The sequence below is a fragment of the Paenibacillus sp. FSL P4-0127 genome, assembly GCF_038007325.1.
GTDB classification, from domain to species: Bacteria; Bacillota; Bacilli; order Paenibacillales; family Paenibacillaceae; genus Fontibacillus; species Fontibacillus macerans.
Genome location: NZ_JBBOWY010000001.1, coordinates 3,393,871 through 3,418,845 on the forward strand (window position 1 = coordinate 3,393,871; position 24,975 = coordinate 3,418,845).

General features: G+C 54.6%; 19 protein-coding genes. 16 read left to right on the top strand and 3 right to left on the bottom strand.

Annotation, left to right across the window (positions count from 1 at the left end):
- Positions 1-33: 33 nt before the first annotated feature.
- Positions 34-918, top strand: a complete 885-nt coding sequence (locus tag NYE74_RS15225; protein ID WP_328274020.1) for a DegV family protein — start codon at positions 34-36, stop codon at positions 916-918.
- Between the two features lie 45 nt (positions 919-963).
- Positions 964-3,009 (top strand): ATP-dependent DNA helicase RecG, encoded by a 2,046-nt coding sequence (gene recG, locus NYE74_RS15230; RefSeq protein ID WP_340928136.1) that lies wholly within the window; start codon positions 964-966, stop codon positions 3,007-3,009.
- 357 nt (positions 3,010-3,366) lie between these two features.
- On the opposite strand, the gene NYE74_RS15235 is transcribed toward recG, so the two are convergent.
- The 3 genes from NYE74_RS15235 to licT form a co-directional block, all read right to left on the bottom strand.
- Positions 3,367-4,776 carry a glycoside hydrolase family 1 protein gene (locus NYE74_RS15235; protein ID WP_036621615.1) on the bottom strand — a complete coding sequence of 470 codons (1,410 nt, stop codon included), beginning with the start codon at positions 4,774-4,776 and terminating at the stop codon, positions 3,367-3,369.
- Between the two features lie 459 nt (positions 4,777-5,235).
- Positions 5,236-7,125 carry a beta-glucoside-specific PTS transporter subunit IIABC gene (locus NYE74_RS15240; protein WP_036621617.1) on the bottom strand — a complete coding sequence of 630 codons (1,890 nt, stop codon included), beginning with the start codon at positions 7,123-7,125 and terminating at the stop codon, positions 5,236-5,238.
- A 192-nt stretch (positions 7,126-7,317) separates the two neighbouring features.
- Positions 7,318-8,166 carry a BglG family transcription antiterminator LicT gene (gene licT, locus NYE74_RS15245; protein WP_036621620.1) on the bottom strand — a complete coding sequence of 283 codons (849 nt, stop codon included), beginning with the start codon at positions 8,164-8,166 and terminating at the stop codon, positions 7,318-7,320.
- 293 nt (positions 8,167-8,459) lie between these two features.
- Between licT and murQ the strand changes: the two genes are divergently transcribed.
- The 14 genes from murQ to NYE74_RS15315 all read left to right on the top strand — a co-directional run bounded on the left by murQ (position 8,460) and on the right by NYE74_RS15315 (position 24,966).
- The gene (murQ, locus tag NYE74_RS15250) at positions 8,460-9,365 is read left to right on the top strand and encodes an N-acetylmuramic acid 6-phosphate etherase (protein ID WP_124332957.1); all 906 of its coding nucleotides are present in this window, start codon (positions 8,460-8,462) and stop codon (positions 9,363-9,365) included.
- 29 nt (positions 9,366-9,394) lie between these two features.
- Positions 9,395-10,846 (top strand): PTS transporter subunit EIIC, encoded by a 1,452-nt coding sequence (locus NYE74_RS15255; protein WP_036621624.1) that lies wholly within the window; start codon positions 9,395-9,397, stop codon positions 10,844-10,846.
- Positions 10,847-10,944: 98 nt separating this feature from the next.
- The gene (locus NYE74_RS15260; RefSeq protein ID WP_082207731.1) at positions 10,945-11,799 is read left to right on the top strand and encodes a MurR/RpiR family transcriptional regulator; all 855 of its coding nucleotides are present in this window, start codon (positions 10,945-10,947) and stop codon (positions 11,797-11,799) included.
- Positions 11,800-11,965: 166 nt separating this feature from the next.
- Positions 11,966-12,196, top strand: coding sequence for a stage VI sporulation protein F (locus NYE74_RS15265; RefSeq protein WP_051985844.1), 231 nt, complete (start codon positions 11,966-11,968; stop codon positions 12,194-12,196).
- Between the two features lie 224 nt (positions 12,197-12,420).
- Positions 12,421-13,098, top strand: a complete 678-nt coding sequence (locus NYE74_RS15270; RefSeq protein ID WP_213510313.1) for a helix-turn-helix domain-containing protein — start codon at positions 12,421-12,423, stop codon at positions 13,096-13,098.
- On the top strand, positions 13,067-13,813 hold the full coding sequence (gene map / locus NYE74_RS15275) for a type I methionyl aminopeptidase (protein WP_213510314.1): 747 nt from the start codon (positions 13,067-13,069) through the stop codon (positions 13,811-13,813). Before NYE74_RS15270 ends, map begins: the two co-directional genes overlap by 32 nt.
- 390 nt (positions 13,814-14,203) lie before the next feature.
- A complete protein-coding gene (locus NYE74_RS15280; protein ID WP_213510315.1) occupies positions 14,204-15,460 on the top strand; it encodes a DNA polymerase IV in 1,257 nt (418 codons plus the stop codon).
- Positions 15,457-15,927: a hypothetical protein gene (locus tag NYE74_RS15285; RefSeq protein ID WP_213510316.1), complete on the top strand. Its 471-nt coding sequence runs from the start codon at positions 15,457-15,459 to the stop codon at positions 15,925-15,927. Before NYE74_RS15280 ends, NYE74_RS15285 begins: the two co-directional genes overlap by 4 nt.
- An 804-nt stretch (positions 15,928-16,731) precedes the next feature.
- Positions 16,732-18,978 (top strand): hypothetical protein, encoded by a 2,247-nt coding sequence (locus NYE74_RS15290; RefSeq protein WP_213510317.1) that lies wholly within the window; start codon positions 16,732-16,734, stop codon positions 18,976-18,978.
- A gap of 46 nt (positions 18,979-19,024) precedes the next feature.
- Entirely contained in the window at positions 19,025-20,218 is a 1,194-nt protein-coding gene (locus NYE74_RS15295) for a HEAT repeat domain-containing protein (protein ID WP_340928131.1), read from the top strand.
- 73 nt (positions 20,219-20,291) lie between these two features.
- On the top strand, positions 20,292-21,665 hold the full coding sequence (locus NYE74_RS15300) for a glycosyltransferase family 2 protein (protein WP_051985845.1): 1,374 nt from the start codon (positions 20,292-20,294) through the stop codon (positions 21,663-21,665).
- Positions 21,666-21,797: 132 nt separating this feature from the next.
- A complete protein-coding gene (locus NYE74_RS15305; RefSeq protein ID WP_328271994.1) occupies positions 21,798-22,610 on the top strand; it encodes a response regulator transcription factor in 813 nt (270 codons plus the stop codon).
- A gap of 42 nt (positions 22,611-22,652) precedes the next feature.
- On the top strand, positions 22,653-24,017 hold the full coding sequence (locus tag NYE74_RS15310) for a nucleotide sugar dehydrogenase (protein ID WP_036621644.1): 1,365 nt from the start codon (positions 22,653-22,655) through the stop codon (positions 24,015-24,017).
- Positions 24,007-24,966 carry a hypothetical protein gene (locus NYE74_RS15315; protein ID WP_328271995.1) on the top strand — a complete coding sequence of 320 codons (960 nt, stop codon included), beginning with the start codon at positions 24,007-24,009 and terminating at the stop codon, positions 24,964-24,966. The genes NYE74_RS15310 and NYE74_RS15315 overlap by 11 nt, the downstream gene beginning before the upstream one ends.
- Positions 24,967-24,975: the final 9 nt, after the last annotated feature.

Below are 24,975 nucleotides of genomic sequence, written 5' to 3' on the forward strand. Positions count from 1 at the left end.
AAAGCGGACGATAGAGGAAAGGGGGAGAACCTTATGCGGCAGGCGGTTATTGTGGCCGACAGCACGGCGGATATTCCGCAGTCCATCGCTTCGGAGCTAGGCATTCATATCGTGCCGATGCGGCTGGCCTTCGGCGATCAATCTTTTGTTGAAGGCGTCGATATTACTGCGGAGGAGTTTTACGCTAAACTGACGAAGTCGCGCGAGCTGCCGACGACTTCGCAAACTTCGCCTTCCCAATATGCGGAAGTGTACCGAGGCCTGCTGGATGCCCATCCCGGCGCGCCGATCATCTCGATCCATATCTCCTCCGGCATGAGCGGTACATACCAATCGGCGCGGCTCGCCAAGGAAATGATTGAGGAGGAGCTGGGTCAAGAGTCCGGCATTACCGTTATCGACTCCCTCTGCGCATCCTACGGGTTTGGGCTGCAGGTCGTCCATGCGGCCAGGCTCGCGGGACAAGGGGCGACGGTGGAACGGATTCGCGAAGAGGTGGAGCGGCTCGGACGGGAACGCCGCCTTTATTTTCTCGTCGATACGCTGGAGTATTTGCAAAAAGGCGGCCGGATCGGCAAAGCGGCGGCGATTTTGGGGAATTTGCTCAATATCAAGCCGATTTTGTCGGTGGACCGGGAAGGCGTAATTTATGCCGTCGATAAGGCCCGGGGCCGGAAAAAGGCGCTGTCCCGCGTTATTGAGTTGTTCGTGAACGACTTCGGCGAGAGCAAGGATTTGAACGTGGCGGTGTGCGACGGCGTGAACCCGGAAGGCGCGGCGGAGATGCTGAGCCTGCTATCGCAGCATTTTTCGCTGCATGAGGTTGTTCGCACGAGCATCGGCGCCGTGGTGGGGACGCATGTGGGGCCCGGCATTTTGGCCGTGTTTATGTGGCCGGCTTCCGGGGCCGGCGAGTAGTTTCCGCTTAAGGTTCAATGGGTATGTAAAGCGAGGGATTTCAATATGGATTTGCATGAAATTCCCGTGAGGCAAGTCAGCGGCGTGAGCGCTCTTAAACAGGAGGAGCTTCACGCCTTTGGCATCTTTACGGTGAATGATTTGATCGAATATTATCCGTTCCGGTACGAGGATTACCGCCTCCGCTCCTTGACGGAGGTGAAGGACGGGGACAGAGTGACAGTGCAGGCGAAGATCATGGGCGTCCCCGTTCTGCAGCGGTATGGCCGCAAATCGCGGTTAACGTGCAAAATGGTGGCGGAGGACTGGATGTTTACGGCGACCTGGTTCAATCGTCATTTTTTGCGGGATCAGTTGACGAGCGGCCGGGAAATCATTTTGACGGGAAAATGGGATATGCGCCGCAGCCAATTGACCGTATCGGAATCGGAGTTTCCGGATCGCGGGACGCTGCGCAGCGGCAGCCTTCAGCCGGTGTATTCGGTCGGCGGAAAAATTACGCAGGCATGGATGCGCAAGACGATCGGGCAGGCGCTGCTGCAGTACGGGGAGATGATTCCGGAAATTTTGCCGCAGGAGCTGCTGCGCAAGTACGGCCACATGTCCCGCAAGTTCGCGATTCAGCGCATTCACCAGCCGCAGGACAACGAAGAGGGGCAGCAGGCCCGCCGCCGCATGGTGTACGAGGAGCTGTTTTTGTTTCAGCTGAAGCTGCAGGCGTACCGGGCGATGAACCACGAGCGGATGGACGGCGTGGCGCATACCGTGGACAACGCCACGGTGCGGGAGTTCGTGCGCAGCCTGCCGTTTGAGCTGACCGACGCGCAGAAGAAGGTGGAGCTGGAAATTTTGCGCGACATGCGTTCCCCGTACTGCATGAACCGGCTGCTCCAGGGGGACGTCGGCTCGGGCAAAACGGTCATCGCGGCGATCGCTTTATTCGCGGCGGTGAAATCGGGCCACCAGGGAGCCTTTATGGTTCCGACCGAAATTTTGGCGGAGCAGCATATGCGTTCCTTGACGAAGCTGTTTGAACCGTTCGGCATTACGGTCGGGCTCCTGACCGGCAGCTTGACGGGTCGCAAACGCAAGGATCTGCTGGCTTCGCTGCAGATGGGGCTGGTCGAAATTGTCGTTGGCACGCACGCGCTGATTCAGGAGGACGTGTTTTTCCGCTCGCTGAGCCTCGTCGTCACCGACGAGCAGCACCGTTTTGGCGTCAACCAGCGCAGCATTTTGCGGCGCAAGGGCTTTAATCCCGACGTGCTGACGATGACGGCGACGCCGATCCCGCGCACGCTGGCGATCACCGCCTTCGGCGACATGGACGTTTCGACCTTGTCGGAGCGGCCGAAAGGGCGCAAGCCGATCTCCACGTATTGGGTCAAACATGAGATGATGGACCGCGTGCTCGGGTTTATTTCCCGGGAAGTATTGCAAGGCCGGCAGGCTTACGTCATTTGCCCGCTCATCGAAGAATCGGACAAGCTCGACGTGCAGAATGCCATCGATTTGTACGTAGCGATGCAGCAGGCATTCCCGGACTTCCGGGTCGGCCTGCTGCACGGGCGGATGACGGCGGCCGAAAAGGACGAGGTGATGCGGGCGTTTTACGAGAACGAGGTCCAGCTATTGGTGTCGACGACCGTGGTCGAGGTCGGCGTCGATGTGCCCAATGCGACGCTGATGATCGTGATGGACGCCGACCGGTTTGGCCTGTCGCAGCTGCACCAGCTGCGCGGGCGGGTGGGCCGGGGCGAGCACGCGTCGTATTGCGTGCTTATCGCCGATCCGAAGTCGGAGGTCGGTCAGGAACGGATGAAGGTCATGACCGATACGGACGACGGCTTCGAAGTGGCCCGGCGGGACCTGGAGCTGCGCGGTCCCGGGGATTTTTTCGGCACCAAGCAAAGCGGGGTGCCGGATTTCCGCATCGCGGACATGGTCAGCGATTATGCGGTGCTGGAGGCGGCGCGGGACGACGCCGCCCGGCTGGTGGCCGACGCGTCCTTCTGGACGTCGCCGGAATACGGGGCGCTACGGGATTATTTGCGGCGGGAGCAGGTTTTCCAGGGCGAGCTGATCGATTAGCCGCCGCCGTATCTTTTTTCAGAATGCGGAAGGGAGCAGGCTCCCTATTGTGGAGGTCTGTGGAAATAACGGCAAAAAAGGGCTCTATTTATGGGAAGAAAGAGGTATATCCTAAATAAAGGAAATTTTTACTGCTATTTTTGGAGAATGCAGGCAAAATGGTGCTTTTTTCAGGCATGGCGAGAAAATAAGACCAAAAAGTTCCTCTATTATGCGAGCGAGGGGCTAAATTCCGGAAATAACGCCACTATTTACCGCTATTTCTGGGAAGGTAGGCGTCCGCGTTCGTTCCCATGAGCCCCGTTGGAGTTCTCCCTAAAAAACCGCCCGGCAAATCACCAGGCGGTTTTTTAAAATTCAACGAATTTCCCCATTACTTTGAATCAGTTGCTGATACCAGTAAAAGCTTTGCTTTCGGATTCTGCGCAGTTCTTTGAGATCGAACTCGTCGCGATCCACATAAATAAATCCGTAACGTTTGCTCGATCCCTGATGAGTGCTTACGAGATCGATCGCCGACCAAGGACAGAAACCGAAAACGTCTACGCCGTCGGTAATGGCCAATTGAATTTGCTCGATATGCTTTCTGAAAAAATCGATGCGATAGGGGTCTTGAACCACATCGTTGTCCTCCAGTTTGTCGAAGGCGCCCAAGCCATTTTCCGTGACAATCAACGGCAGACGGTAACGGGAATAGATTTGCCGGAGCGTGGTTCTAAAACCTACGGGATCGATCTCCCAGCCGAATTCCGTCTTCTGCAAATGAGGATTGACCGAACCTCTGTAAGCTCCCGGCTCGCCGACGATTTCATGCTGGTCGCCCGTATGCGAAAAGTCGTTTCCGTCATTTTTGCTTTCGCCGACCGTTTGCGAGGTATAGTAATTAAAGGCGATAAAATCCGGGCGGCCCTGTTTTAAAATCTCCATATCGCCGTCTGCAATCACCGGTTCATATCCTTTTTCGAGCAAGTAACTCCAGGCGATATGATTATAGGTTCCGAACACCGCCATGTCCAGATAAAGCCAATTGCGGATTGCCGCATAATTGTCGGCCGCCAGTACATCTTCCGGACTTGAGCTGGCCGGGTAAATGGCCCCGATATTGGGCGCTGGACCAATCTTGGCGTCAGGCAGCATGTGATGGCACAATGCCATCGCTTTGGCTTGGGCCACCAGCATATGATGATTTTGCTGGTACAGCTCCTTCTGCGGATTTTCCAGTTGTTCATTCAGCGTTCCGATCGAACCGGGATGAAGGATCAGCATGTTTTGTTCATTGATGGTCAGCCAATATTTTACCCGGTTTCCGAAATGCTCGAACAAAGTTTTGGCGTATTGTTCGAACGCGGCGATCGTTTCGCGGTTGGACCAGCCGCCCTTAGCTTCCAGCGCATAAGGCAAATCGAAATGATACATGGTCACAATCGGCTCGATCCCATACTTGATCAGTTCATCGATCAGGGAACTGTAGAATTCGATCCCCTTCATATTCAGCTTTCCCGAGCCTTCCGGGTAAATCCGCGTCCAAGCGATGGAGAACCGGTACGCTTTAAAGCCCATTTCGGCCATTAAAGCTGCGTCTTCTTTGTATCTATGATAATGATCGCTCGCTACTTTAAAATCCGTAACTCCTACGACATGATTCGCCAGGTCCACGACGGACGGGCCTTTTCCGTCTTCGTTCCACGCCCCCTCGAATTGATAAGCCGAGGTGGAGCCTCCCCACAGGAAGTTTTCGGGAAATGGTTTCAGATGTTGGTGCAGCATGATTTGATTCCTCCAGTTTAATAAATTTATAGAGATAGTTCAAAAAGTCGTCTTTTGAAGATTTAAGAATGAATAGTCACCGAAGCATGTCTTCCTTAAATCGCAAGAAAAACTTCAGTTTAGGGCGGTCTGTCTTCTTTGATTGTTCGTCGATAGCGTTTTTCTTATCACGAAGCAGGTCAGGAAGCGGATCGGGCGTCGAATCTTGAATTTAGCCGGTCCTTAGCCTATGCTTGCCGAAGCATGTTTCCTACGGAAACATTTCCGCTGCTCACGCACCTTCACGAGCTTATGCTTCCGAAGGCGTTTTCTCCGAAAACGTTTAGCTCCGCTCCTGACGTCCCTAACTTCATCCGACCTACAGCGTTTTGAAAAAACGCACTTCGGAAGCATACGCTTCGGTGCTGATAACCTGGCTTTTTGAACTCGCATTTAAATTTTTGAACTCCCATTTGAAATTTAAATCAGGGTCAACAACACATCGTTTTTCTCAATCTTCTCCTGGTCGGTCTCGAAAATTTCAACCTCTCGTTCCGTCAGGGTGACGATCACCGGCGTTACGGTCTGGTATCCGGCCGCCTGAATCTGCTCCAGATCAAATTCAATCAGAACGTCCCCTTGCTTCACCGCGTCCCCCTCTTTAACCGCGGGTTTAAAGTACTTCCCTTTGAGAGACACCGTATTTATGCCGATGTGGATCAGGATGTCCGTCCCTGCGGCCGAGGTCAACCCGAGCGCATGACCGGTCGGGAACAGGGAGGTAACCACTCCATCCATCGGCGCGACTACGATCCCCTCGCTGGGCAGGACAGCCAAGCCTTTGCCCATCGCTCCGGAAGAGAAAGCCTCATCGTCAACCGCGCTAAGCGGAACGACTTTGCCGGTCAGCGGGCTGTGAACCTGCTCTTTCTTAATGCTTATGGCAGCGGATTCGGCATGCTTTTCCGGCTGAACCGTTTGCGGTCCGGATTCCGCTTGCACTACGGACTCAGCTTCCGCCGTCTTCGCCTTGCCTTTGCTCTCATACCCAAAGATCAAGGTCAGCAGCAAGCCGATGCCCATGGACAGGATCATCGATATGACAAAGATGCCTGATGGCTTCTCGACCGGAATGGAAAAGATGTTATGGAATACATAAGCCGTATATTTAACGCCAAAGTGGCCGTTAACCGCTCCGCCGATCGCGCCGGCAATAATGACGATGGGAATGACTCTCTTGTAGCGGAGGATAAGCCCGTATACGATCGGCTCGGTTACCCCGGCCAGCAGGCCCGTGACGGCGGAAGAGCCGGATATGGATCTTAGCGCTTTATCCTTTTTGGCCTTAAGGAAAATGCCGAGCGCAACCCCGATCTGGGCGAACACGGCCGCGGCGGCCATGGCCTCGATCGGATCGCCGCCGTTGTTGATGTTTTGCAGCGTGATCGGCGTAAAGCCCCAATGCAAGCCGAGCACGACCATAAAGGTCATACCTCCGCCAAGCACCATGCCCGAGAGTATGCCGCTAACGTTAATCAGCCAAGTGACTCCCGCGGCGATCCAATCCCCGACGCTTGTCCCCAAGGGGCCAAAAGCGATGGCCGACAACGGCACCATGATCATGAGCGACAGCATTGGCACCAGGAAAACCTGCAGGTCCTTAAGAATGATCTTTTTCAGGAACCGGTCCAAAACGGCATATATGCTGATGGCGATAAAAATCGGGAACACGCTGGACGAATAATTCATCAGGACAACCGGAATTCCCAGGAAAGAACCGTCGGTTCCTTTGTCCATCAAGCCCGTAAAGCTGGGCTCCATCAGCGCTGCTCCGATGGTTCCGGCAACGTACGGATTGGTTTTGAGCTTGATTCCGAGCGTAACGCCGAGGAATATAGGCAAAAAGTAGAACACGGCATTCCCGGCGGCGGACAGGATCATGTAAGTATCGCTGGTGTCGGACATCCAGCCGGCCATGGTTAACACCGTAAGAAGCGCCTTCAGCATCCCGGAGCCGGCCATTGCCGGAATAAGCGGCGAGAAGCTGCCCGAGATCACTTCAAAAACTTTGGACACAGCCGATACCTTCTGGCCGCTTGCCGAATTCTCCGCGGCTTTATTTAGAAAGCTGGTGCTTTTGGCGATTTCGGCGTACACATTAGCGACATGGCTGCCGACAACGACCTGGAACTGACCGCCGCTTTCCACGACGGTGATCACACCTTCATGCTTTTCCAAAGTTTCCCTTTCGGCTTTTTTGGAATCCTTTAAACTAAAGCGAAGTCTTGTCGCGCAATGGACGAGATCGTTAATGTTTTCCTCGCCGCCGACCAGACGAACAATGTCGTCGGCCAACTTCTTGTTGTCCATATGTCATTCTCCTTTGCCTGCACATGTTTTGGGCATAAAAAAATACCTAAACGAAAGGCCCGCGGGATCACCGGAGTGATCATATGCCATTCGTTTAGGTATCGCCTGTTTTACCAGTAACAATCCTTAAATTTAAGTTGTAAGATTACTATAAACCAATCCGTAACCGTTTGCAACCCGTTTATGATTTTTTTAAACCTCGCTGCGGGAGGTTACCCGCTGAATATGAATCGTCAAATACACTTTTTCATCAATCGACATCGCGTTTTCATAATTTTGTTCCAGATAGCGGTTGATTAAATTCATGCATTCGAATGCCTTGGGATACTTTATCTTAATTTGCTCGTAGAGAAAATTGTCTCCCGCCGCGGAACGCTCCTGCTCGCCGCTCAGCATTCTTTGCGCAAAGTATTGAATATGGGTAATAAAACGGGAGTAATTAAACGATTTTTCATCCAGCTCCAAATTATAGAACCGGGCGACGATGTCGACGATTTCGCTCATCACCTTCGTAATCTCGGCCGTCCGCTGCATGCCCTGACCGTCTTGTCTGGCATTCACGAAATGCATGGCGATAAAGCTGGCCTCGTCCTCGTCCATCTCGATATCAAAATGCTTTTTGATCAACTGAAGCGCATTCAAGCCGATCGAAAATTCCTTAGGGTAAAACTTTTTGATCTGCCAAAACAGTGCGTTTTTCAGATTCATGGCGTTTTTATATCGGGATACCGCAAAATGAATATGGTCGATCAGCGTGATGTAAATATTATCGTTGAATATATTTCCCATCTCCGCCTTGGCGCAGCTTACGATATCGTCGGCCAGAGAGAAATAGTCCGCCGATGTTTCACCGATCAGATCGATTAACTTTTGCGGAACTTTATCCGGTTTGAGAATAAACGTTTTTTCGATCTTTTCCTCATCCACTGTTTGCCCCGGCTTTTTCTTAAAGCCCAGACCGTTGCCGATCACCACAAACTCATGACCGACCTGGTCCTCAGCCCGAATCACGTTGTTGTTAAAGATTTGGCGGATAATCATGATAGAACCGTTCGCCCCTTTTGATAAAATCCATGCATGTAGAACATCGTTTTCATCCAGCTCAATTTTTTATAACCTACGATATCACATTCCTTTCGGAGAAGACAATATGGGGATTATTGCAGAAATTAAGGGAATCAGGCTGGTTGGCAGGGGATTAGCGCAAATGATATTTGTCTTGAAATTTTATTTCACATAACAATAATATTATTGAAATATTGTATTAGATGAATTATAATTGAATCGTAAACGGTTACACAGGTTGAATCTTATACATCAAAGGGGAGTTTCACATGCTGGAAAATCTGACAACCGAGGCAAGAAACGAACGCACGATGCGCCTGGATGAAATGAGCGTGATCGAGCTGCTGACGGTGATGAACGAAGAGGATGCGAAGGTGGCCGGGGCGGTTAAGGAAGCGATTCCGCAGATCGCGAAGGCGGTCGCGGCCATTACGGATGCGCTGCGGCGCGGGGGCCGACTGATCTATATGGGCGCCGGAACGAGCGGGCGGATCGGGCTGCTTGACGCGGTGGAATGCCCGCCCACGTTCGGCACTTCCCCGGATCAGGTAGTCGGGCTTATCGCCGGCGGAAGCAACGCTTTTATCAAAGCGGTGGAGGGGGCTGAAGACCGGGCCGAGCTAGGGCGCGCCGATTTAGAGAACCTTAACCTCACCGCAAATGACGCGGTCGTCGGATTGGCCGCCAGCGGCCGGACGCCTTATGTGCTCGGCGGGCTGGAATACGCGAAAGCGGCCGGCGCCGCGACGATCGGCATCAGCTGCAACAAGAACGCGGCGCTCAGCGAAAAAGCCGATATCGCCATCGAGATTGAGAACGGTCCCGAAGTGTTGACCGGGTCGACGCGGCTAAAGGCGGGAACGTCGCAGAAGCTGGTTTGCAATATGCTGTCGACGGCTTCGATGATCGGTTTGGGCAAGGTTTACGGCAATTTGATGGTCGACGTGCAGCCGACCAACGAAAAGCTGGCCGAGCGGGCCAAACGGATCGTGATGGAGGCGACTTCCTGCGATGCGCAAACCGCCGAGGACGCCTTGCGCGAAGCCGGACGGAAGCCCAAGCCGGCCATCCTGATGATCCTGACGGGATGCACGTACGCGGAAGCGCTGGAAAAATTGGAGCAGAGCCGGGGGTTTATCGGCAAGGCCGTGAAAAAAGCTTCTAAACCAGAATAATACCAACAACAGGTAAGGAGGGCTAACCGATGAGTAAATTTGCAGGCATGGCAGAACGTATTTTGGAATCCATCGGCGGTTCCGGCAATGTGGAGCAATTTACGAACTGCATGACCCGGCTGCGCGTTTCGGTCGTGGACCACGGCCGGATCGACGAGGCCGGATTGAAACAAATCGACGGGGTGCTCGGCGTGGTCGACGACGAGACCTATCAAATTATCCTCGGACCGGGCGTGGTCAATAAGGTTGCGGAGGAGTTCGGCAAACTTCTGCAAGCCGGGGGAGGGGGCGAAGCGGGTTCCCCTTCGGGCGGCAAGGCGGCCCCCCTGCGGGAAGGCGCCGACATAAAGGCGGAGCTCAAGCAGAAAAACAACACGCCGTTCAAAAACTTTTTGCGGAAAATCGGCAATATTTTTATTCCATTGATTCCGGCCCTGGTCGGCGCGGGGATTATCAACGGGATCGCCGGCTTGATGAACAACCTGATCACCTCCGGCAACGGCGCGGCCTGGCTCGTTACCCTGCAGCCGATTATAGGCGTTATCGGCTCGGCGTTCTTCGGGTATCTGACGATCTTTGCCGGGGTTAACGCGGCCAAAGAATTCGGCGGCACGCCTGCGCTAGGCGGCGCGGTGGCCGCGATTATCGTCGCGCCGGCGGTGGCGAATATTTCATATACGTACCCCTTCTTCGGCGAAATCAAGCTGAACGCGGGGCAGGGCGGGATTATCGGGGCGATTTTGGCGGCGGGGCTGATTTCGCTGCTGGAAAAATGGATCCGCAAACGGATGCCCGCGGCGATCGATATCATCGTCACTCCGACCATTTCACTGCTTATCGTCGGCCTGATCACGGTGTTCTTCCTGATGCCGGTCAGCGGCATCATCTCGCAGGGCATCGGGCAGGCAACGACCTGGCTGTTGGCGCACGGCGGACCGCTTTCCGGATTTGTTCTGGCGTCGCTGTTCCTGCCGCTTGTTATGTTCGGCCTGCATCAGGCGCTGATCCCGATTCACGCCGAGCTCATTTCTCAGGTCGGATATACGGCGCTGCTGCCGATTCTGGCCATGGCGGGAGCGGGACAGGTCGGATCGGCGATCGCCATCTACATCAAACTGAAAGCTAACGCGCGGCTGCGCAATATGATCAAAGGGGCGCTGCCGGTCGGTTTCCTCGGCATCGGCGAGCCGCTCATTTACGGGGTCAGCCTCCCCTTGGGCCGGCCGTTTGTAACCGCCTGCCTCGGCGGCGGTTTCGGCGGCGCCTTGCTCGGGTTGTTTGCGATGACGGGAAATTTCGTCGGTTCGGTGGCGATCGGTCCTTCCGGTCTGGTGCTCATCCCGCTGATTCAAGGCCCGATGGGAATCGGCATGACGATCCTCGGTTATCTGGCCGGGCTGATCCTTTCTTACATTGCCGGTTTCCTGCTCACTTATTTCTTCGGTTTTACAAAGCAGATGCTTCTGGAGCATAATAGATAATAGGAGCAACCAGAAAGAAACGTTGGCGGATCTTTGCCGGGCCGCCGCGTTTCTTTTGCGTTAAAGAACGCGGACGGGAAAACGAAAGGGGCGGACAAGTGACGACAGGAAGCATTCTTACGCAAATGGAAGCGGTGCTGGGGCAGTTGCCCGATTCGGAAAGAAAGGCGGCGCAATATATTTTGGCCGAATCGGCGGAAGTTTCCGGTTTGAGCATCCATGCGTTGGCCGATAAAGCGGGGACCAGCGCGGCGGCAATTACCCGGCTATGCCGTTCGCTCGGCCTCACCGGATTTCCCGATTTGAAAATACGGCTGTCCGTGGACAACGCCAAAACGCAAAAGCCCGGGTATTACGATATTGAGCAGGGCGAAACGGTTCAAAACATTATTCAAAAAACGGTCTCCAACAGTGTCCAAGCGATTCAAGACACGATGCTTCACTTGCAGCCGCAGCTGATCGAACAGGTGGTGGAGAGCTTCCGGAAAGCTCCCGTCATCCATATGTACGGCGTTGGAGCTTCGGCCATCGTAGCGGCGGATGCGGCGCAAAAATGGCTGCGGCTCGGCAAGCAGGCGTTTGCTCTTCAGGACGAGCATCTGATTGCCGCGGCGCTGGCCAGCGCTCCGCCGGGCGCCTTGTTTATGGGCGTTTCGTACAGCGGCAACACCAAGGAAGTGCTGCAATTGTTCCGGGTTGCCCAAAAGTACGGAGTGCGCACCATCGGCTTGTCCCGTTTCGGCAATCATAAAGTTTCCGAGCTGGCCGATTTGATGCTGTATACGCCGCAGGCCCCGGAAGCGACGCTGCGCAGCGGGGCTTCCGGCTCCCGGCTGGCCCAGCTCGTGATGATCGACATTTTGTTTTTTGCGTACGCTTCAACGCAATATGAGGAGACGATCGTCCGATTGGGACAAACCCACGAAGCGACGGCGTTTCTTAAACAAAGCTGAACAGCCGGCTGGGCCCCGTTTACTTTTTCTGAACTATGTACAGCCTATTCGTCATATATTAGGGTTGAAGTCCGGAATTGACGGGACAGGAGGTGCTAGTCAAACGGTGCCCAGTTATCATCAATATGGAATCAGTCCGCAGCTTGTGGAGCGGGTAAAATTGAAAATGAAAAATCCGGCGATCAAGGATCGGATCAAGCAGATGGTCGACGGCCTTACCCGGGCGGATTTGCAGGATCGTCCCAAGGTGCGCAGGCTCGTCCGAACGGCCGCCTCCGTGCTTGGCGAACGGCTGAGCGGCACGCAGGAGGAACAAATCGTGCAGTTCGTCATCGACCAAAAAATCGATCCGCGCAATACGCTTCACCTGCTTCGGCTGTGGGGGATGTTCCGGTAGGCGCGGAAACGTTCATCGGTAGGTGAAATAGACAGAAATGACAGCGAATTCGTATGCCAGGGCCCTGGAATGGTTTGTACCGGTACCGGGGCCTTCTTTTTCTGCCGTGCTCCGGTCGGACTCCCTTGCAATTTGCTTGCCATTGTTTTATATTGACATGAGAGTAGGTCAAAACAAAAATGGGAACGATATCTAAACAATGAGAGGAGGCTGCGAGTTTAGTTATGACCCCGCGGACGAAAGAACAAAATGAAGAGATCCGGCTGCGCCGCCTGGTGCAAATCCGCAAAGCGGCGGCCGATGTTTTTTTGGATAAAGGGATGGCTCTGGAAATTCGCGATGTCGCCGCGCAGGCCGGACTCGGCTACGGGACGGTATATCATTACTACAGCAACAAAGGGGATCTACTGCACGATGTGCTGTGGGTGGCGATGGAGCGGGCCGGGGCCTGGCTTATGGAACCGGATGGCGGGCGTTTAAGCGCCCAGGTTGTCCGTCTGATTGAGGAGTGGGCGGATGATCATGGCTTGTACCTGCTCTACAAGCTTGCCGGGGACGGCTTTCGCCTTCTCCCCGAGGCCCGGGCGCTACCGCTGGCGGACTGCTTTCGGCGGGAGGTGCTGCTCCCGTTTGCCGCCGCACTCGGCATGGAACCGGGCGGGGCGGGCGAACCGGGCGAGCCGCCCGGCAGCGGCCGGGTTGTCCCTGGCCGGTGGCCTTTTGGCCGAAAAGTCCCGGAGGAGCTAATGCGGCGGGCGGAAATGCTGCTGGCCGCGCTGGCCGGCTGCGCCTCGCTCCCGCTTCGCCGGGGAACGCTGCGACAGGATGCGGAACATATTGTGCAGATTGTCCATTTAAGGAGTGAAAAAAATGATTATTTTGAAATCGCCGAGAGAAATTGAAGAAATGAAGCCCGCGAACCAAATCGTAGCCGAGTGCCACCGCGAGGTGGCGAAGCTGATTCAGCCGGGCATCACGACGCAGGAAATCAACGATTTTGTCGCCAGACATATCGTCAAATTGGGCGGCAAGCAGTTTACGAAAGGTTATAACGGCTTCCCTGCGGAAACATGTGCCTCGGTCAACGACGTGGTGGCGCACGGCTTTCCTTCGAACCGCCCGCTGCAGGACGGGGATCTGCTTAAGCTGGATATTGTGGTGGAATACGACGGCTGGTTCGGCGATTCGTGCTGGTGTTACGCCGTAGGCGAGATCAGCCCGGAAGCCGGGAAGCTGATGAAGGTTACCAAGGAATGCATGGATCTCGGGATTGCTCAAGCGCTTCCCGGCAACCGTCTCGGCGACGTGACTTCGGCGATCCAGAAGCATGCGGAAGCGCAGGGGTTTTCGGTCGTGCGCGATCTGCTGGGGCACGGTGTCGGCCGGAGCCTGCATGAAGAGCCGAACTACGAGCATATCGGCGTTGCCGGCAAGGGCATCCGCCTCAAGGAAGGTATGGTGTTTACGGTGGAGCCGATGATCAATGAAGGCACGTTCCGCATTATGATCGATGACGACGGGTGGACGGCGCGCACGGCCGACGGCAAGCTGTCGGCTCAATTTGAACACACGATCGCGGTTACGGCGGATGGACCGCTTATTTTAACCGCCCAATAGGTCCTGAAAACCCGACTTGTTGAACTCAAACTTAGAGCGGCCCGAAAATGGGAAACGAAGCTGCTTCCAAAATGCCCGAAAGGCTTTTGGGAGCGGCTTTTTTTTGCGCCGGCCGGTCTGCCAAATTATCCAGCATAAACCTGTTGATGCCGCGAATATTTGTTCGTATTATGAATATGATAAGAACAAACGTTCTTGCTGGAAGGTGCATGAAGATGTTCGAGGAGCGGCGGACGGATCGATCCGGGCATCGAGGCGCGTTATTTGTGCCGGGGGACACTTGCGAATTTTCCATGCTTTGGGGCATGGTGAAAGCTGAAATCAGGCAGCGCCTCTACAGCTATCTGGGGAATTGACATGACGAAAGAGGGGATGTTCTCGTGAAACCTTATGCCTGAACGGACGATTTTTCTGGTCGACGGCCAATCATTCTACGCTTCTATCGAAAAGGCTGCTCATCCGGAGCTAAAAGATAAACCGGTAGCCGTAGGCGATCCTGCGCGCCGGTCAGGCATCATTCTCGCAGCCTGCCCGGTTGCCAAGTCGCGTGGGGTGACGACGGCCGAAAGGGTAGGTGAGGCGCTGGCAAAATGCCCGGATTTAAAGGTCATTCGGCCGAGAATGCAGACCTACATCACCATATCCTTATTGATTACCGAGATCTTCGAGTCGTTTACCGATCAGGTTGAACCTTACAGCATTGACGAACAATTTCTCGATGTTACCGGCTCAACTGCCTGTTTTGGTCCTCCGGCAGAAATTGCCAAACAAATCCAATCCCGCGTGCTGTTGTCGACGGGAGTTTGGACGCGCTGCGGAATCGGACCAACAAAAGTATTAGCCAAGATGGCCACGGATAATTTCGCGAAAAAAAGACCTGAAGGGATCTTCAGACTTGGCTTTGACAATATCGAATCTGCTTTGTGGCCGCTGCCCGTACACCAAATGTTTATGGTGGCTTCGAGGATGTCCCGCCACTTTATGAGAATGGGATTAAATACGATTGGCGACATAGCACGGTTGGAATTGTCCGAATTCAAACGGCGCATGCGCCGGGAGATGGGAAAGCAAAGCGATATTCAAGCGGAATACTATTGGCAGACGGCGAGGGGCATCGATCCTAGCCCGGTCGTGCCGAGTATTCGTAACCAATTGAAATCGATTAGCCATGGCAAGGCACTGCGAAGCAGCCTTTATCGAAAGCTTGAAGATATTGAGGTTGTCCTTTTGGAGCTGGTCATAGAGGTCTGCCGGCGCAGCCGGAGGCATGGATACATGGGCCAGGTGGTGACAGTAAGTGCGGCGGAGACTGACGGAGAGCGGTCTGCAGGGTTTAGCCGGCAGGTAACACTGCAGCAACCTACGTCGCTTTCTCATGAAGTAGCGGCGGCAGCGCTGGGAATTTTTCATAAATATTGGAATGGCATGCCCGTAAGTCACCTGCATATTTCGCTCACTCAGTTGGTGGACGATAGCGTCTATCAGCTTACGTTATTCGAGGACCGGGAGAAAGCTTACGGTTTGGAAAGAGCGACTGATGAAATTAAAGATCGATTCGGCAGCGCCGCTATTATGCGGGCATCCTCTTTATTATCGGCAGGAGTAGCGCGAGAACGAGCGGAACAGATAGGAGGTCATTACAAATGAGCAAACTGGACGGTAATGAGCGGTGGAAATCAAAGATGCTGCTCACCGAGCATCAAGAGCAATATGAAAGCCGAAATGATCCCAAAAAGACGTCTCGGCCCACAACAGAGGAGCTCAGTATGATCCGCGACTATATCTTGCTGCCTTACATGCTTACGATGGTGCAAAAGAGCGCAGATGACATTGAGCGCAGCCCTAACCTTCTAAAACAGCTTTATCTGGCAGCCGGCCAAGCGGTCATAAACAAAATAAGCAAAGACATGTATGATCTAAGGCGTGAATTGACCAAACGCAACATAAAGATCATCAGTGACGAACATGCGGATTTGGTCGTTTATCACCGTTTTCTGTGTCGAGGATACGAGGATCGTTTTGGGATGACCCGCGATGTTATGCGTTCGGAAATCAGCGTCCGGTTGAAAAAATATATTAAAGAAGTCGTTGGCCGAATAGCAAATGAAAAATAACCCTCTTATTTTCGTGCAGCATTGATGAACGGGGCAATGAATGGCGTGTGCGGCCAAAGGCTGTACCGCCATTATTGTCATCAAGGCGCAGAAACTCTAATGTGCTGAAAATATCCAATCAAGCCGTTTTATTTACCAATAAATTTATATTTTTATTGAATTTTTTCCAATTCTAATGGCGCTTAAGACTGAAAACTTACCCCCAAAATATGCGAAAAACAATTGAAAGCGTTTTATTTCTTAAGGTTTTGTCCAGAAAATCCCCCTCGAAAAAAACCCGCCTTTAGGAAATAAGTCGCCAACCAAGGACTTCGTACATGACGGAGTTTCGCTTCCGGGAAACACGAAAAAGCGCTAGGCCTAGCCTGGGACCAGGGAAGCTTTTTTTGACGCGGTTTGTAACTTTCTGAAATCGCAAAAAACCGCGTGATTACGCGATTTTTAAATATGACTTTGGTATCAATTTTGTAACCATTATGGAAAATGGTGTAAAATTCCAGCGAAACTTAGCAATTTTTTGCGCGTCTATTATTGACGGAATCGTCCGGCAGGGAAAATGGAGGGGGCCAACCGCACCCCGGAATACGGGCCCAGACGGGCCTATAAAGTAAAATACTTCCATCAGCCTAGTTACATGATAGGTCAACTTGGTTAATGATAGAAGTACTTTGAGAGATGGAGGTGTGGAAGGCCATACTGTTCGTCACCTGCATAGAAAAGGCCGCATCCAAAAGTTATTGTCGGATCAAATCCGAATGAGAGGGCCGGCACCATAAAAACAGCGAGGTGAGAACCCAAAATCCGATGACAAGACTAATGAGAAAAAGGCTGGCGGTATGGCTGGCGCTGGGGGCGGTCCTGATCGCCGGCGGAATCTATCTGGTGCTCCAGCAATTGCCGCCGCCTATTAACAGCTTTAAGGCTGCGGATGGGACGGAGCTTACATTCCGTACCTCCAAGGATCAATTTATGGCCTACGAAGGCGATGGCCAGTGGCGGAAGATGTTCGTCAAAGGCGTGAATTTGGGAGCGACGGTCCCCGGCCATTTTCCCGGAGAATTTCCGCTTACCGAAGAGGATTATTTGCGCTGGTTCAAGCAAATCGACGACATGGGCGCCAACGTCATCCGCATTTATACGGTTCACAACCCGGTGTTCTACAAGGCGCTCGTGAAATACAACCGCGACAAAGAGGGCGATCCGCTGTACTTCATTCAGGGGATCTGGTCCCCGGAGGAGCAGCTGATCGAGCAGCAGGACGCGTATATTCCGGGGATCAAGGAAGCTTTTCACAAAGAAATCGAAAAAGCGGTCAAAGCCGTCTACGGGGATTTGAATATCCCGGTTCAGCCCGGCACGTCGGGCGGCAAATACACCGCGAACGCCGGCCCCTATTTGATGGCTTGGCATATCGGCACCGAATGGGATCCGGAGATGGTGGACAACACCAACCGCAAGCATGCCGATGTTCAGCCGTACCAAGGGCAGTATTTCGGGGCGACGAAGGAAGCCAGTCCCTTTGAAAGCTGGCTGGCCGAGCTGGTCGACGACACGGCCCGGCAGGAGCGCGCTTACGGATGGGAGCACCCGATGACGTTTACCAACTGGGTGACGACCGATGTGCTGAAGCATCCCGGCGAACCGCTGTTCGAAGAGGACTTGGCCAGCGTCGATGCCACCCACATCAAGCCGCTGGACTGGGAGGCCGGATATTTTGCCGCCTACCACGTGTATCCCTATTATCCGGACTTTTTCCATCTGGACAAGACGCTGGAGACGATTCCGGACGGGAACGGCGATTACAACACGTATAAGGCCTATTTACAGGAGCTTAAGGCTTATTACAAGGACATTCCCGTCATGGTCACGGAATACGGCGTGCCTTCCTCGCTCGGCGTATCCCATCTCGGCCGCGGCGGCCGCAACCAGGGAGGGCATAACGAGCAGGGGCAGGGAGAGATCGACGTCTCGCTGACGAAGGATATTTACGATACCGGATACGCCGGGGCGATCCTGTTCATGTGGCAGGATGAATGGTTCAAGAAAACGTGGAACACGATGCGGTTTGAGATTCCGGAGGACCGCCGCGCTTTTTGGCTGAACGTGCTGACCAACGAAAAAATGTTCGGCCTCGTATCGATGGGCCCCGGCAAGGAGGACGAGATTACGATCGACGGCAAGCTGGACGATTGGGATCTGCTCCCCGAAGGGGAAGTACAGTCCTGGGACCGGCCCGCGCCCGGCATCGACCGGCTTAGGGTGACGCATGACGAGGCTTACGTTTACGTAGGGCTCACGCTGAGCGAACCGTTTGATCCGAAGAAGCGCAAGATCGCGCTCGGTACGGATACGCAGCCTGGCGGAGATCAGCCGGTTGCCGAACTTCCCGGCCAAACGCTGAGCGATGGGCTTGAAGGGCTGATCATGATCGGCAACGACGATGAAACCGAGGTGCTGACCGCGCCCAGCTACGATTTCCACCAGCGGCTGTACGGCCGCTACGGCTATTGGATGCTGGAGGATCGAACCGCGCAGGAAAAAGTGAAATTCCAGCCTTGGAAGCTGGCGGTCAGCCTGACGATGACGCCGCCGGACACCCGCACGGCCCATCCTTTTCAGGACATGACGGTCGGAAAGCTGACCCGCGGCACGTCGAACCGGAGCAGCGAGGATTTCAATTCGCTGACTTCATGGCAATACAGCGGTAAAGAAATCGAGCTGCGCATCCCCTGGATGCTGCTCGGATTTGCCGATCCCAGCTCGCTGCAGGTCGTTGATTACGGGCCTTTGAAAAAGGACCGGACCTTCGGCACGGCGAAGACGAGCGGGATCACCTTCGTGCCGTGGGTGGTGGACCGCGCAAGCGGGCAGGTTATAGGCTCCGGCACGGGGAAAGGGACCGCCGGGCCCGGAAGCCGGCATGGGGTGCTTCAACTGGAGAGCTATCCGAAATACGTGTGGCCCGCATGGGAAACGGTGAAATATACCGAACACCTGAAATCCGGATATTATGCGCTGCAGGCATTTTACAAAAGCTTGCCGGAGCGCTAGGCGATGGGCCGGCAGATGAAGCAAACCAAAGGAGGAAATCGAATTTATGGCTCAGCATCTTACCCTGGCTATCTATTTCATTTACGTGTGCCTGGGACTGATCGTTACTGGTATTGCGCTATTGTTTTACTTGAAAATCAAGCATTTGCGGATCACGCGCCAAACGAACATGTATCTGCGAAAACATCAAGATTACTTCACCTATATTCAGACGCATTTAAGCGGCGCGGCCTCGCTGCGGCTGCCGCCCGGGAAGCTCGGGCGCCTAGAGCGGCGGGTGATCCAGCAGCGGATGATCGAGTGGATCGAGCAGTTCAGGGGAGATCTGCAGCTTAAGCTGATCGCACTATGTTATGAAGCGGGGTTCGTCGCCGACGATATCAAGCTGCTGGACAGCTTGTTCTACGGCCGGCGGATCGCCGCCGCCTACCGCCTGGGCGGGATGCGGGCGGCCGAAGCGGTGCCGCGGCTGCTTGAGATGCTGAAGAGCCAGCGGTACAGCCCGCTCAGCATCGTGATCGCCCGCTCGATCGCGAAATCGGCGGAGCAGCCTGAGCAGCTGAAGGACATGCTGCGGCATTTGCTCCGCCACGGCAAGCCGATCCACCATCTGGCGGCCGATATCGTGATGGAGACACGGCTCGATCTAAGCCGGCTGCTCCCCGAGCTGCTGGAGGAGCAAAGCAAGGATCTGGTCAAAGTCGCTTTGGTGGCCATGTGGGGACAAGCGGTTCCCGAAGCGGCGCCGGCGCTGGGGCGGCTCGTCGGGGCGGCCGAGGAAGACGTCCGCACGGAGGCGGTGAAGCTGTATTTAAAAGCCAGTCCAGAGCTGAAGGATGAAACGATCCGCGAGCTGATGGCGGACAAAAGCGCGGGAGTCCGCGCCGCCGTCGCCAAATCGCTGGGCTCGCTGCAAGCGGCCGGCAGCCTCCCGCTCTTGCGCAGCGCACTGAAGGACACCAACTGGCAGGTGCGTCAAAACAGCGCCGAAAGCCTGGCAAGCTTAGGCGAAACCGGCTTTGAGGTGCTGTGCCAAATCGCCAAGTACGGCTCCGGCGACGAACGCGAGACGGCCATGCAGCAAATCGAAAAAACGATGCGGCAGCACCGTGAACAACAAAGACTTGACCAAATGGTCGATTTCAACAAAATGAAACTGCTGTACGACCGGTATTTCGGAGCTTCCGAAACGCGCCCGGTCCGTCAACTGGCGGCGGTTAGGGGGGATTCCACTGCTTAGGGATATTTTGCTGATCTACGGGCTGTTTGCCTCGTATTACGTCATAACGGTCAATCTTATCTATTTCTCGATCATGGGTTTTTCGTTTCGCCAAATTATGACGATTTTCCGGCGCGCGGCATATTCGAAATACAATACGCTGTCCGGCTCCGAGCTGGTGCCGCCGATTTCGCTGCTCGTTCCGGCGTATAACGAAGAAGTTACCGTCATCGAAAACGTTAAATGCCTGCTTACTTTGAATTATCCGACATATGAGGTCATCGTGATCAATGACGGTTCCAAGGACAATACGCTCGGGGTGCTGCGGGAGGAATTCGGGCTTGAGCCGCTGCCGAATCCGGATATTCGCCAGACGATCGACTGCCAGCCGATTACGGCCGTGTACCATAACCCGCAATATCCGCATCTGTACGTGATCGACAAACCGAACGGCGGCAAGGCCGATTCGCTGAACGCCGGCATTAATTTATCGCATTATCCGCTCATTTCATCCATCGACGCGGATTCGCTGCTGGAGAAGGACGCGCTGATCCGGATGGCCCGGATGTACATGGAAAATCCGGAGGAGACGGTGGCGATCGGCGGCGACGTCCGCATTGCCAACGGCTGCGTGATCGAAAACGGGGCGGTGAAGCAGGTTTCGCTGCCGCGCAAAATGTGGCCGATGTTCCAGGCCACGGAATACTTGAAGGCGTTTCTCGGCGGCCGCATCGGCTGGAGCTCGATTAACGGGCTGATCATCGTGTCCGGGGCGTTCGGCCTGTTCCGGAAAGAGTACGTCGTCGCGGTGGGCGGCTACCGGGGCGGTTACCCCGGGGAGGACATGAACATCATTATCAAGCTGCACCGCTATATGCTGGAGAACAAGCTGAAGTACCGGATCGCCTTTTGTCCGGAGGCGGTCTGCTGGACGCAGGCGCCGGACACGTACCGGATTTTGTCCAATCAGCGCAAACGCTGGGGACGCGGAAACCTGAAAAACATGATCGAAAACTACGACATGGCGTTCAACCCGAGATACAAGGTGATGGGGCTTTTGACGATGCCTTACAACATTATTTTCGAGGCGCTGAATCCTTATTTCAAAATTACGGGGCTGCTCGCTCTGATCGGGTATACGATGCTCGATATGACCCACTGGCGGATTTTGGCCGTGTTCTGGCTGATCAATTTCCTCAGCGGGTACCTGCTCAGCATCGGCGCGCTCCTGCTGGAGGAACTGGCTTTCAAGCGGTTCAGCAAGCTGTCGGATTTATGCCGGCTGCTCTTTTATTCGGCTTTCAAATTTTTCGGTTACGCCCAGCTCGGAGGACTTTGGCGAATCCAGGGGCATATCCAGTTTTTGCGCAACAACAACTCCTGGGGGACGATGACCCGGCAGAGCTGGCAGGACAAGGCGCCGGCGGGAAAACGGGAAACCCCGGCGGAGCAGGCCAAAACCGCGTAACCTCCGCTCTCCTTGCCGGGGCCGGAAGGGGGCTGATATGGCGAAAACAAACTGTTGGCAAGTACCGTGAAGCTTTTCCATTTCATGGTCAGTGCTAATCCAAAATCTAAGTTTCGAGAAAGGCGGGAATGAATGATGCCAAACATAACGGCAGTGCAAAGCGAAGTGGAACAATCCGAAGTGTATGCAAGCATGAAGCAAAGCGTGGAGAAAAACGCCTGCGAGGTCAACGGGATGGTGTTCATTTATTCCGCGGGCGGACCATCCAATGCGGAAACGCAGGTCCGGGGAATTCTGGATTCCGAGTCGGGGCTTGATTTTGAAGTTTGGAGCGGGAAAGAGCCGGGCAGCATCGCCGTCCTGTTTCCGGGACAAGCCTTGGACACGGTCCATTTTGAGGGCCTGCGGCTGAAGCTGCGTCTCCAGGAAAGAATTGCAAACTACCGTCCGCAGGTGGCGGTCGCCGGTTTTGCCGGCCAGGAGGAGATCACGCTGCAGGTGCTGCAGCAGCTGGAAGAAGCGGCCAAACAGAACTATTCCGACGATATTCATATTTTTACGAAACACGATACGCCGTTGGCCAAAAGCCGCATCCTCATTGTGGAAGGAGATCCCACCGTGCGGGAATTTTTGCAGATCCGGCTGGGGATGCAAAATTACGAAACGATGACGGCCGATAACGGTACTTCCGCGCTGGAGCTGATTGAGAGCTGGAAACCTGACCTGGTATTGACCGAGCTCAATCTTTACGGCATTGACGGGCTTCCGTACATCCATCAAATCCAGCGGATCAAAGAAGGCGAAACGCCGAGAATCGTCGTGCTTACCGAACAGCGTGTCGAAAAAACGATCAGCCTGTGCTTTCAAAGCGGGGTGGACGACTACATTACGAAGCCGTTTTCCCCTGTCGAACTGGACGCGCGGATCCGCCGTTGCATTATTTAAAGGTAACCTAATCCTATACAGACAAAATGGAGGTTGAAACCTGTGAATAATAACTACTATAAACTGTTGAATGCGATTGAGTCGAAAACGGCCGTGCTTGGTGTCGTGGGCCTTGGATATGTCGGATTGCCGCTGGCTGTCGAGATGGTGAAGCAGGGCTTTCGGGTCGTCGGAATCGATCTGGATGCCGGAAAAATCGACAAGATTGAGCGCGGGGAATCGTACATACACGATATCCCGTCCGAAACGCTGGCCGCCGCGATGGCGAGCGGCCGGTTTAAGCCGACGACGGACTATGCCGTGCTGTCGGAGATCGACGCGGTCAGCATTTGCGTGCCAACCCCGTTAAGTGAAAATCAGGATCCGGATACCTCTTATATCGTGACGGTAGTGGAGCAAATCAAACGTTATATGAAAAAAGGCATGCTGATTACGCTGGAAAGCACGACGTATCCGGGAACGACGGAGGAACTGATCCAGCGGGAGCTGGAGAAGCTGGGATATGCCGCCGGGGAGGACTTCTTCCTGTGCTTCTCGCCGGAGCGGGTGGATCCGTCCAACTCCAAGTTTAATACTTACAATACGCCGAAGGTCATCGGCGGGACGACCAAAGCCTGCCTCGAGCTGGGAACGGCGCTGTATTCCCGGTATGTCCAGACGGTCGTGCCGGTATCCTCGCCGAAGGTTGCGGAAATGTCCAAGCTGCTGGAAAACACGTTCCGCAGCGTCAACATCGCTTTCGTCAACGAAATGGCGATGATGTGCGACCGGATGGGCATCGACATTTGGGAAGTGATCGACGCGGCCAAAACGAAGCCGTTCGGCTTCATGCCGTTTTACCCGGGCCCGGGCATCGGCGGCCACTGCATTCCGCTGGACCCGATGTACCTGTCCTGGAAAGCGAAAGGCTTCCGCTTTTACAGCCAGTTTATCGAACTGGCCCAGTCGACGAACGACAACATGCCTTATTACGTCGTCAACAAAACGTCGAAAATTTTAAACGAATACGCCAAGTCGGTCAAACAATCGAAAATTCTCGTGCTCGGCATGGCCTACAAGCCGGATATCGCCGACCTGCGCGAATCGCCGGGACTTGCGGTGTACGAGCTGTTTAAGGACAGCGGCGCCAGAGTCGATTATTACGATCCTTACGCGTCCAGCTTCCGGGAAAAATCGGGCGGCGTGGTGCATAGCGTCAGCTACGAGCTGGACAAGTTCAAAACGTACGATTGCTTCGTGCTGGTGACGAATCACAGCAATCTGGATTACGGCGCCATCGCCGAACTGGGCGTGCCGATCGTCGATACGCGCAACGCTTTCCGCGACTACCCGCTTCCGCACATCTACAAAATCGGCCACTCCGTCCATCCGGTGAACGTGGAAGCCGCAGCGCTGATTGTCGGGTAACGGAACCTTGCGCAACAAAGCGGCGCTGCGGATGAGAGTGGCCGGAATCATCGCGCAGCGCAAGCGGTTGGCCGTCATTGTCATAGGGGGGGTGCTGCTGATGCTGGCGGTAGTGCTGACGCTTGTGTTACTCCCTGCAAACGACCCGCAGCCGAAAGCGACCTGGATCTGGGACACCGCGCAAATTGAGCAGCGGCCCGAAGAGATCGTGGATTTTGCCGAACGGGAGGATGTCAAAGTCATCTTCCTGCAGATCGGCGGCGGAGTGGGCAATGACAGCTACCGCCGTTTTATAAGTTTGGCCGCGTCGCATGGGATCGAGGTTCACGCTTTGAACGGACACCCCGAATGGGCGCTGCGGGAGCAGCGCCGGGAGGGGGACGACTTCCTGAATTGGGTGGCGGTTTATAACCGCGGGGTTTCGCCCGAGGAACGGTTCAAAGGCGTGCAGTTCGACGTCGAGCCCTATTTGCTGAAGACGTGGACCAAAGAGCGGGAGTCGATTGTCGAACAGTGGATGGAAGGCATCCGGGCCTGGACGGAAACGGCCAAATACAACAACCTGCAGATAGGGGCGGCGGTTCCTTTCTGGCTCGATGAAATCGACCACCCTTCAAAAAGCGTGCCGCTGCCGCTCGGTAATTGGATGGTCGACCGGTTCGATTATTTGGCGATCATGGCCTACCGCGATACGGCCGGGCGGAGCTACGAGCTGGCGCGAACGACATTGTCCGAAGCCGACCGCCAGAAGAAGCAGGTCTGGGTGGGCGTTGAGCTGGGGGAAAGCACGGAAGGGCCGGGCGTTTCCTTTCATGGACAGCCGCTTGCTTCGCTGAACCGGGAGATGAAGCAACTGGAGAAGCTCGGAGGGCGGCACGCCTCGTTTGCCGGCGTAGCGGTCCATAGCTATGAGTCGTGGAATAGCAAGCTCCGGCAACCGGGAAAATAACCGAAATCA

What these genes read in the sequence shown, in the direction of transcription:
- NYE74_RS15225 (WP_328274020.1), top strand. Translation starts at nt 34, where the DNA reads ATGCGGCAGGCGGTTATTGTGGCCGACAGCACGGCGGATATTCCGCAG.
- recG (WP_340928136.1), top strand. Translation starts at nt 964, where the DNA reads ATGGATTTGCATGAAATTCCCGTGAGGCAAGTCAGCGGCGTGAGCGCT.
- NYE74_RS15235 (WP_036621615.1), bottom strand. Translation starts at nt 4,776, where the DNA reads ATGCTGCACCAACATCTGAAACCATTTCCCGAAAACTTCCTGTGGGGA.
- NYE74_RS15240 (WP_036621617.1), bottom strand. Translation starts at nt 7,125, where the DNA reads ATGGACAACAAGAAGTTGGCCGACGACATTGTTCGTCTGGTCGGCGGC.
- licT (WP_036621620.1), bottom strand. Translation starts at nt 8,166, where the DNA reads ATGATTATCCGCCAAATCTTTAACAACAACGTGATTCGGGCTGAGGAC.
- murQ (WP_124332957.1), top strand. Translation starts at nt 8,460, where the DNA reads ATGCTGGAAAATCTGACAACCGAGGCAAGAAACGAACGCACGATGCGC.
- NYE74_RS15255 (WP_036621624.1), top strand. Translation starts at nt 9,395, where the DNA reads ATGAGTAAATTTGCAGGCATGGCAGAACGTATTTTGGAATCCATCGGC.
- NYE74_RS15265 (WP_051985844.1), top strand. Translation starts at nt 11,966, where the DNA reads ATGAAAAATCCGGCGATCAAGGATCGGATCAAGCAGATGGTCGACGGC.
- NYE74_RS15270 (WP_213510313.1), top strand. Translation starts at nt 12,421, where the DNA reads ATGACCCCGCGGACGAAAGAACAAAATGAAGAGATCCGGCTGCGCCGC.
- map (WP_213510314.1), top strand. Translation starts at nt 13,067, where the DNA reads ATGATTATTTTGAAATCGCCGAGAGAAATTGAAGAAATGAAGCCCGCG.
- NYE74_RS15280 (WP_213510315.1), top strand. Translation starts at nt 14,204, where the DNA reads ATGCCTGAACGGACGATTTTTCTGGTCGACGGCCAATCATTCTACGCT.
- NYE74_RS15285 (WP_213510316.1), top strand. Translation starts at nt 15,457, where the DNA reads ATGAGCAAACTGGACGGTAATGAGCGGTGGAAATCAAAGATGCTGCTC.
- NYE74_RS15290 (WP_213510317.1), top strand. Translation starts at nt 16,732, where the DNA reads ATGACAAGACTAATGAGAAAAAGGCTGGCGGTATGGCTGGCGCTGGGG.
- NYE74_RS15295 (WP_340928131.1), top strand. Translation starts at nt 19,025, where the DNA reads ATGGCTCAGCATCTTACCCTGGCTATCTATTTCATTTACGTGTGCCTG.
- NYE74_RS15300 (WP_051985845.1), top strand. Translation starts at nt 20,292, where the DNA reads ATGGGTTTTTCGTTTCGCCAAATTATGACGATTTTCCGGCGCGCGGCA.
- NYE74_RS15305 (WP_328271994.1), top strand. Translation starts at nt 21,798, where the DNA reads ATGATGCCAAACATAACGGCAGTGCAAAGCGAAGTGGAACAATCCGAA.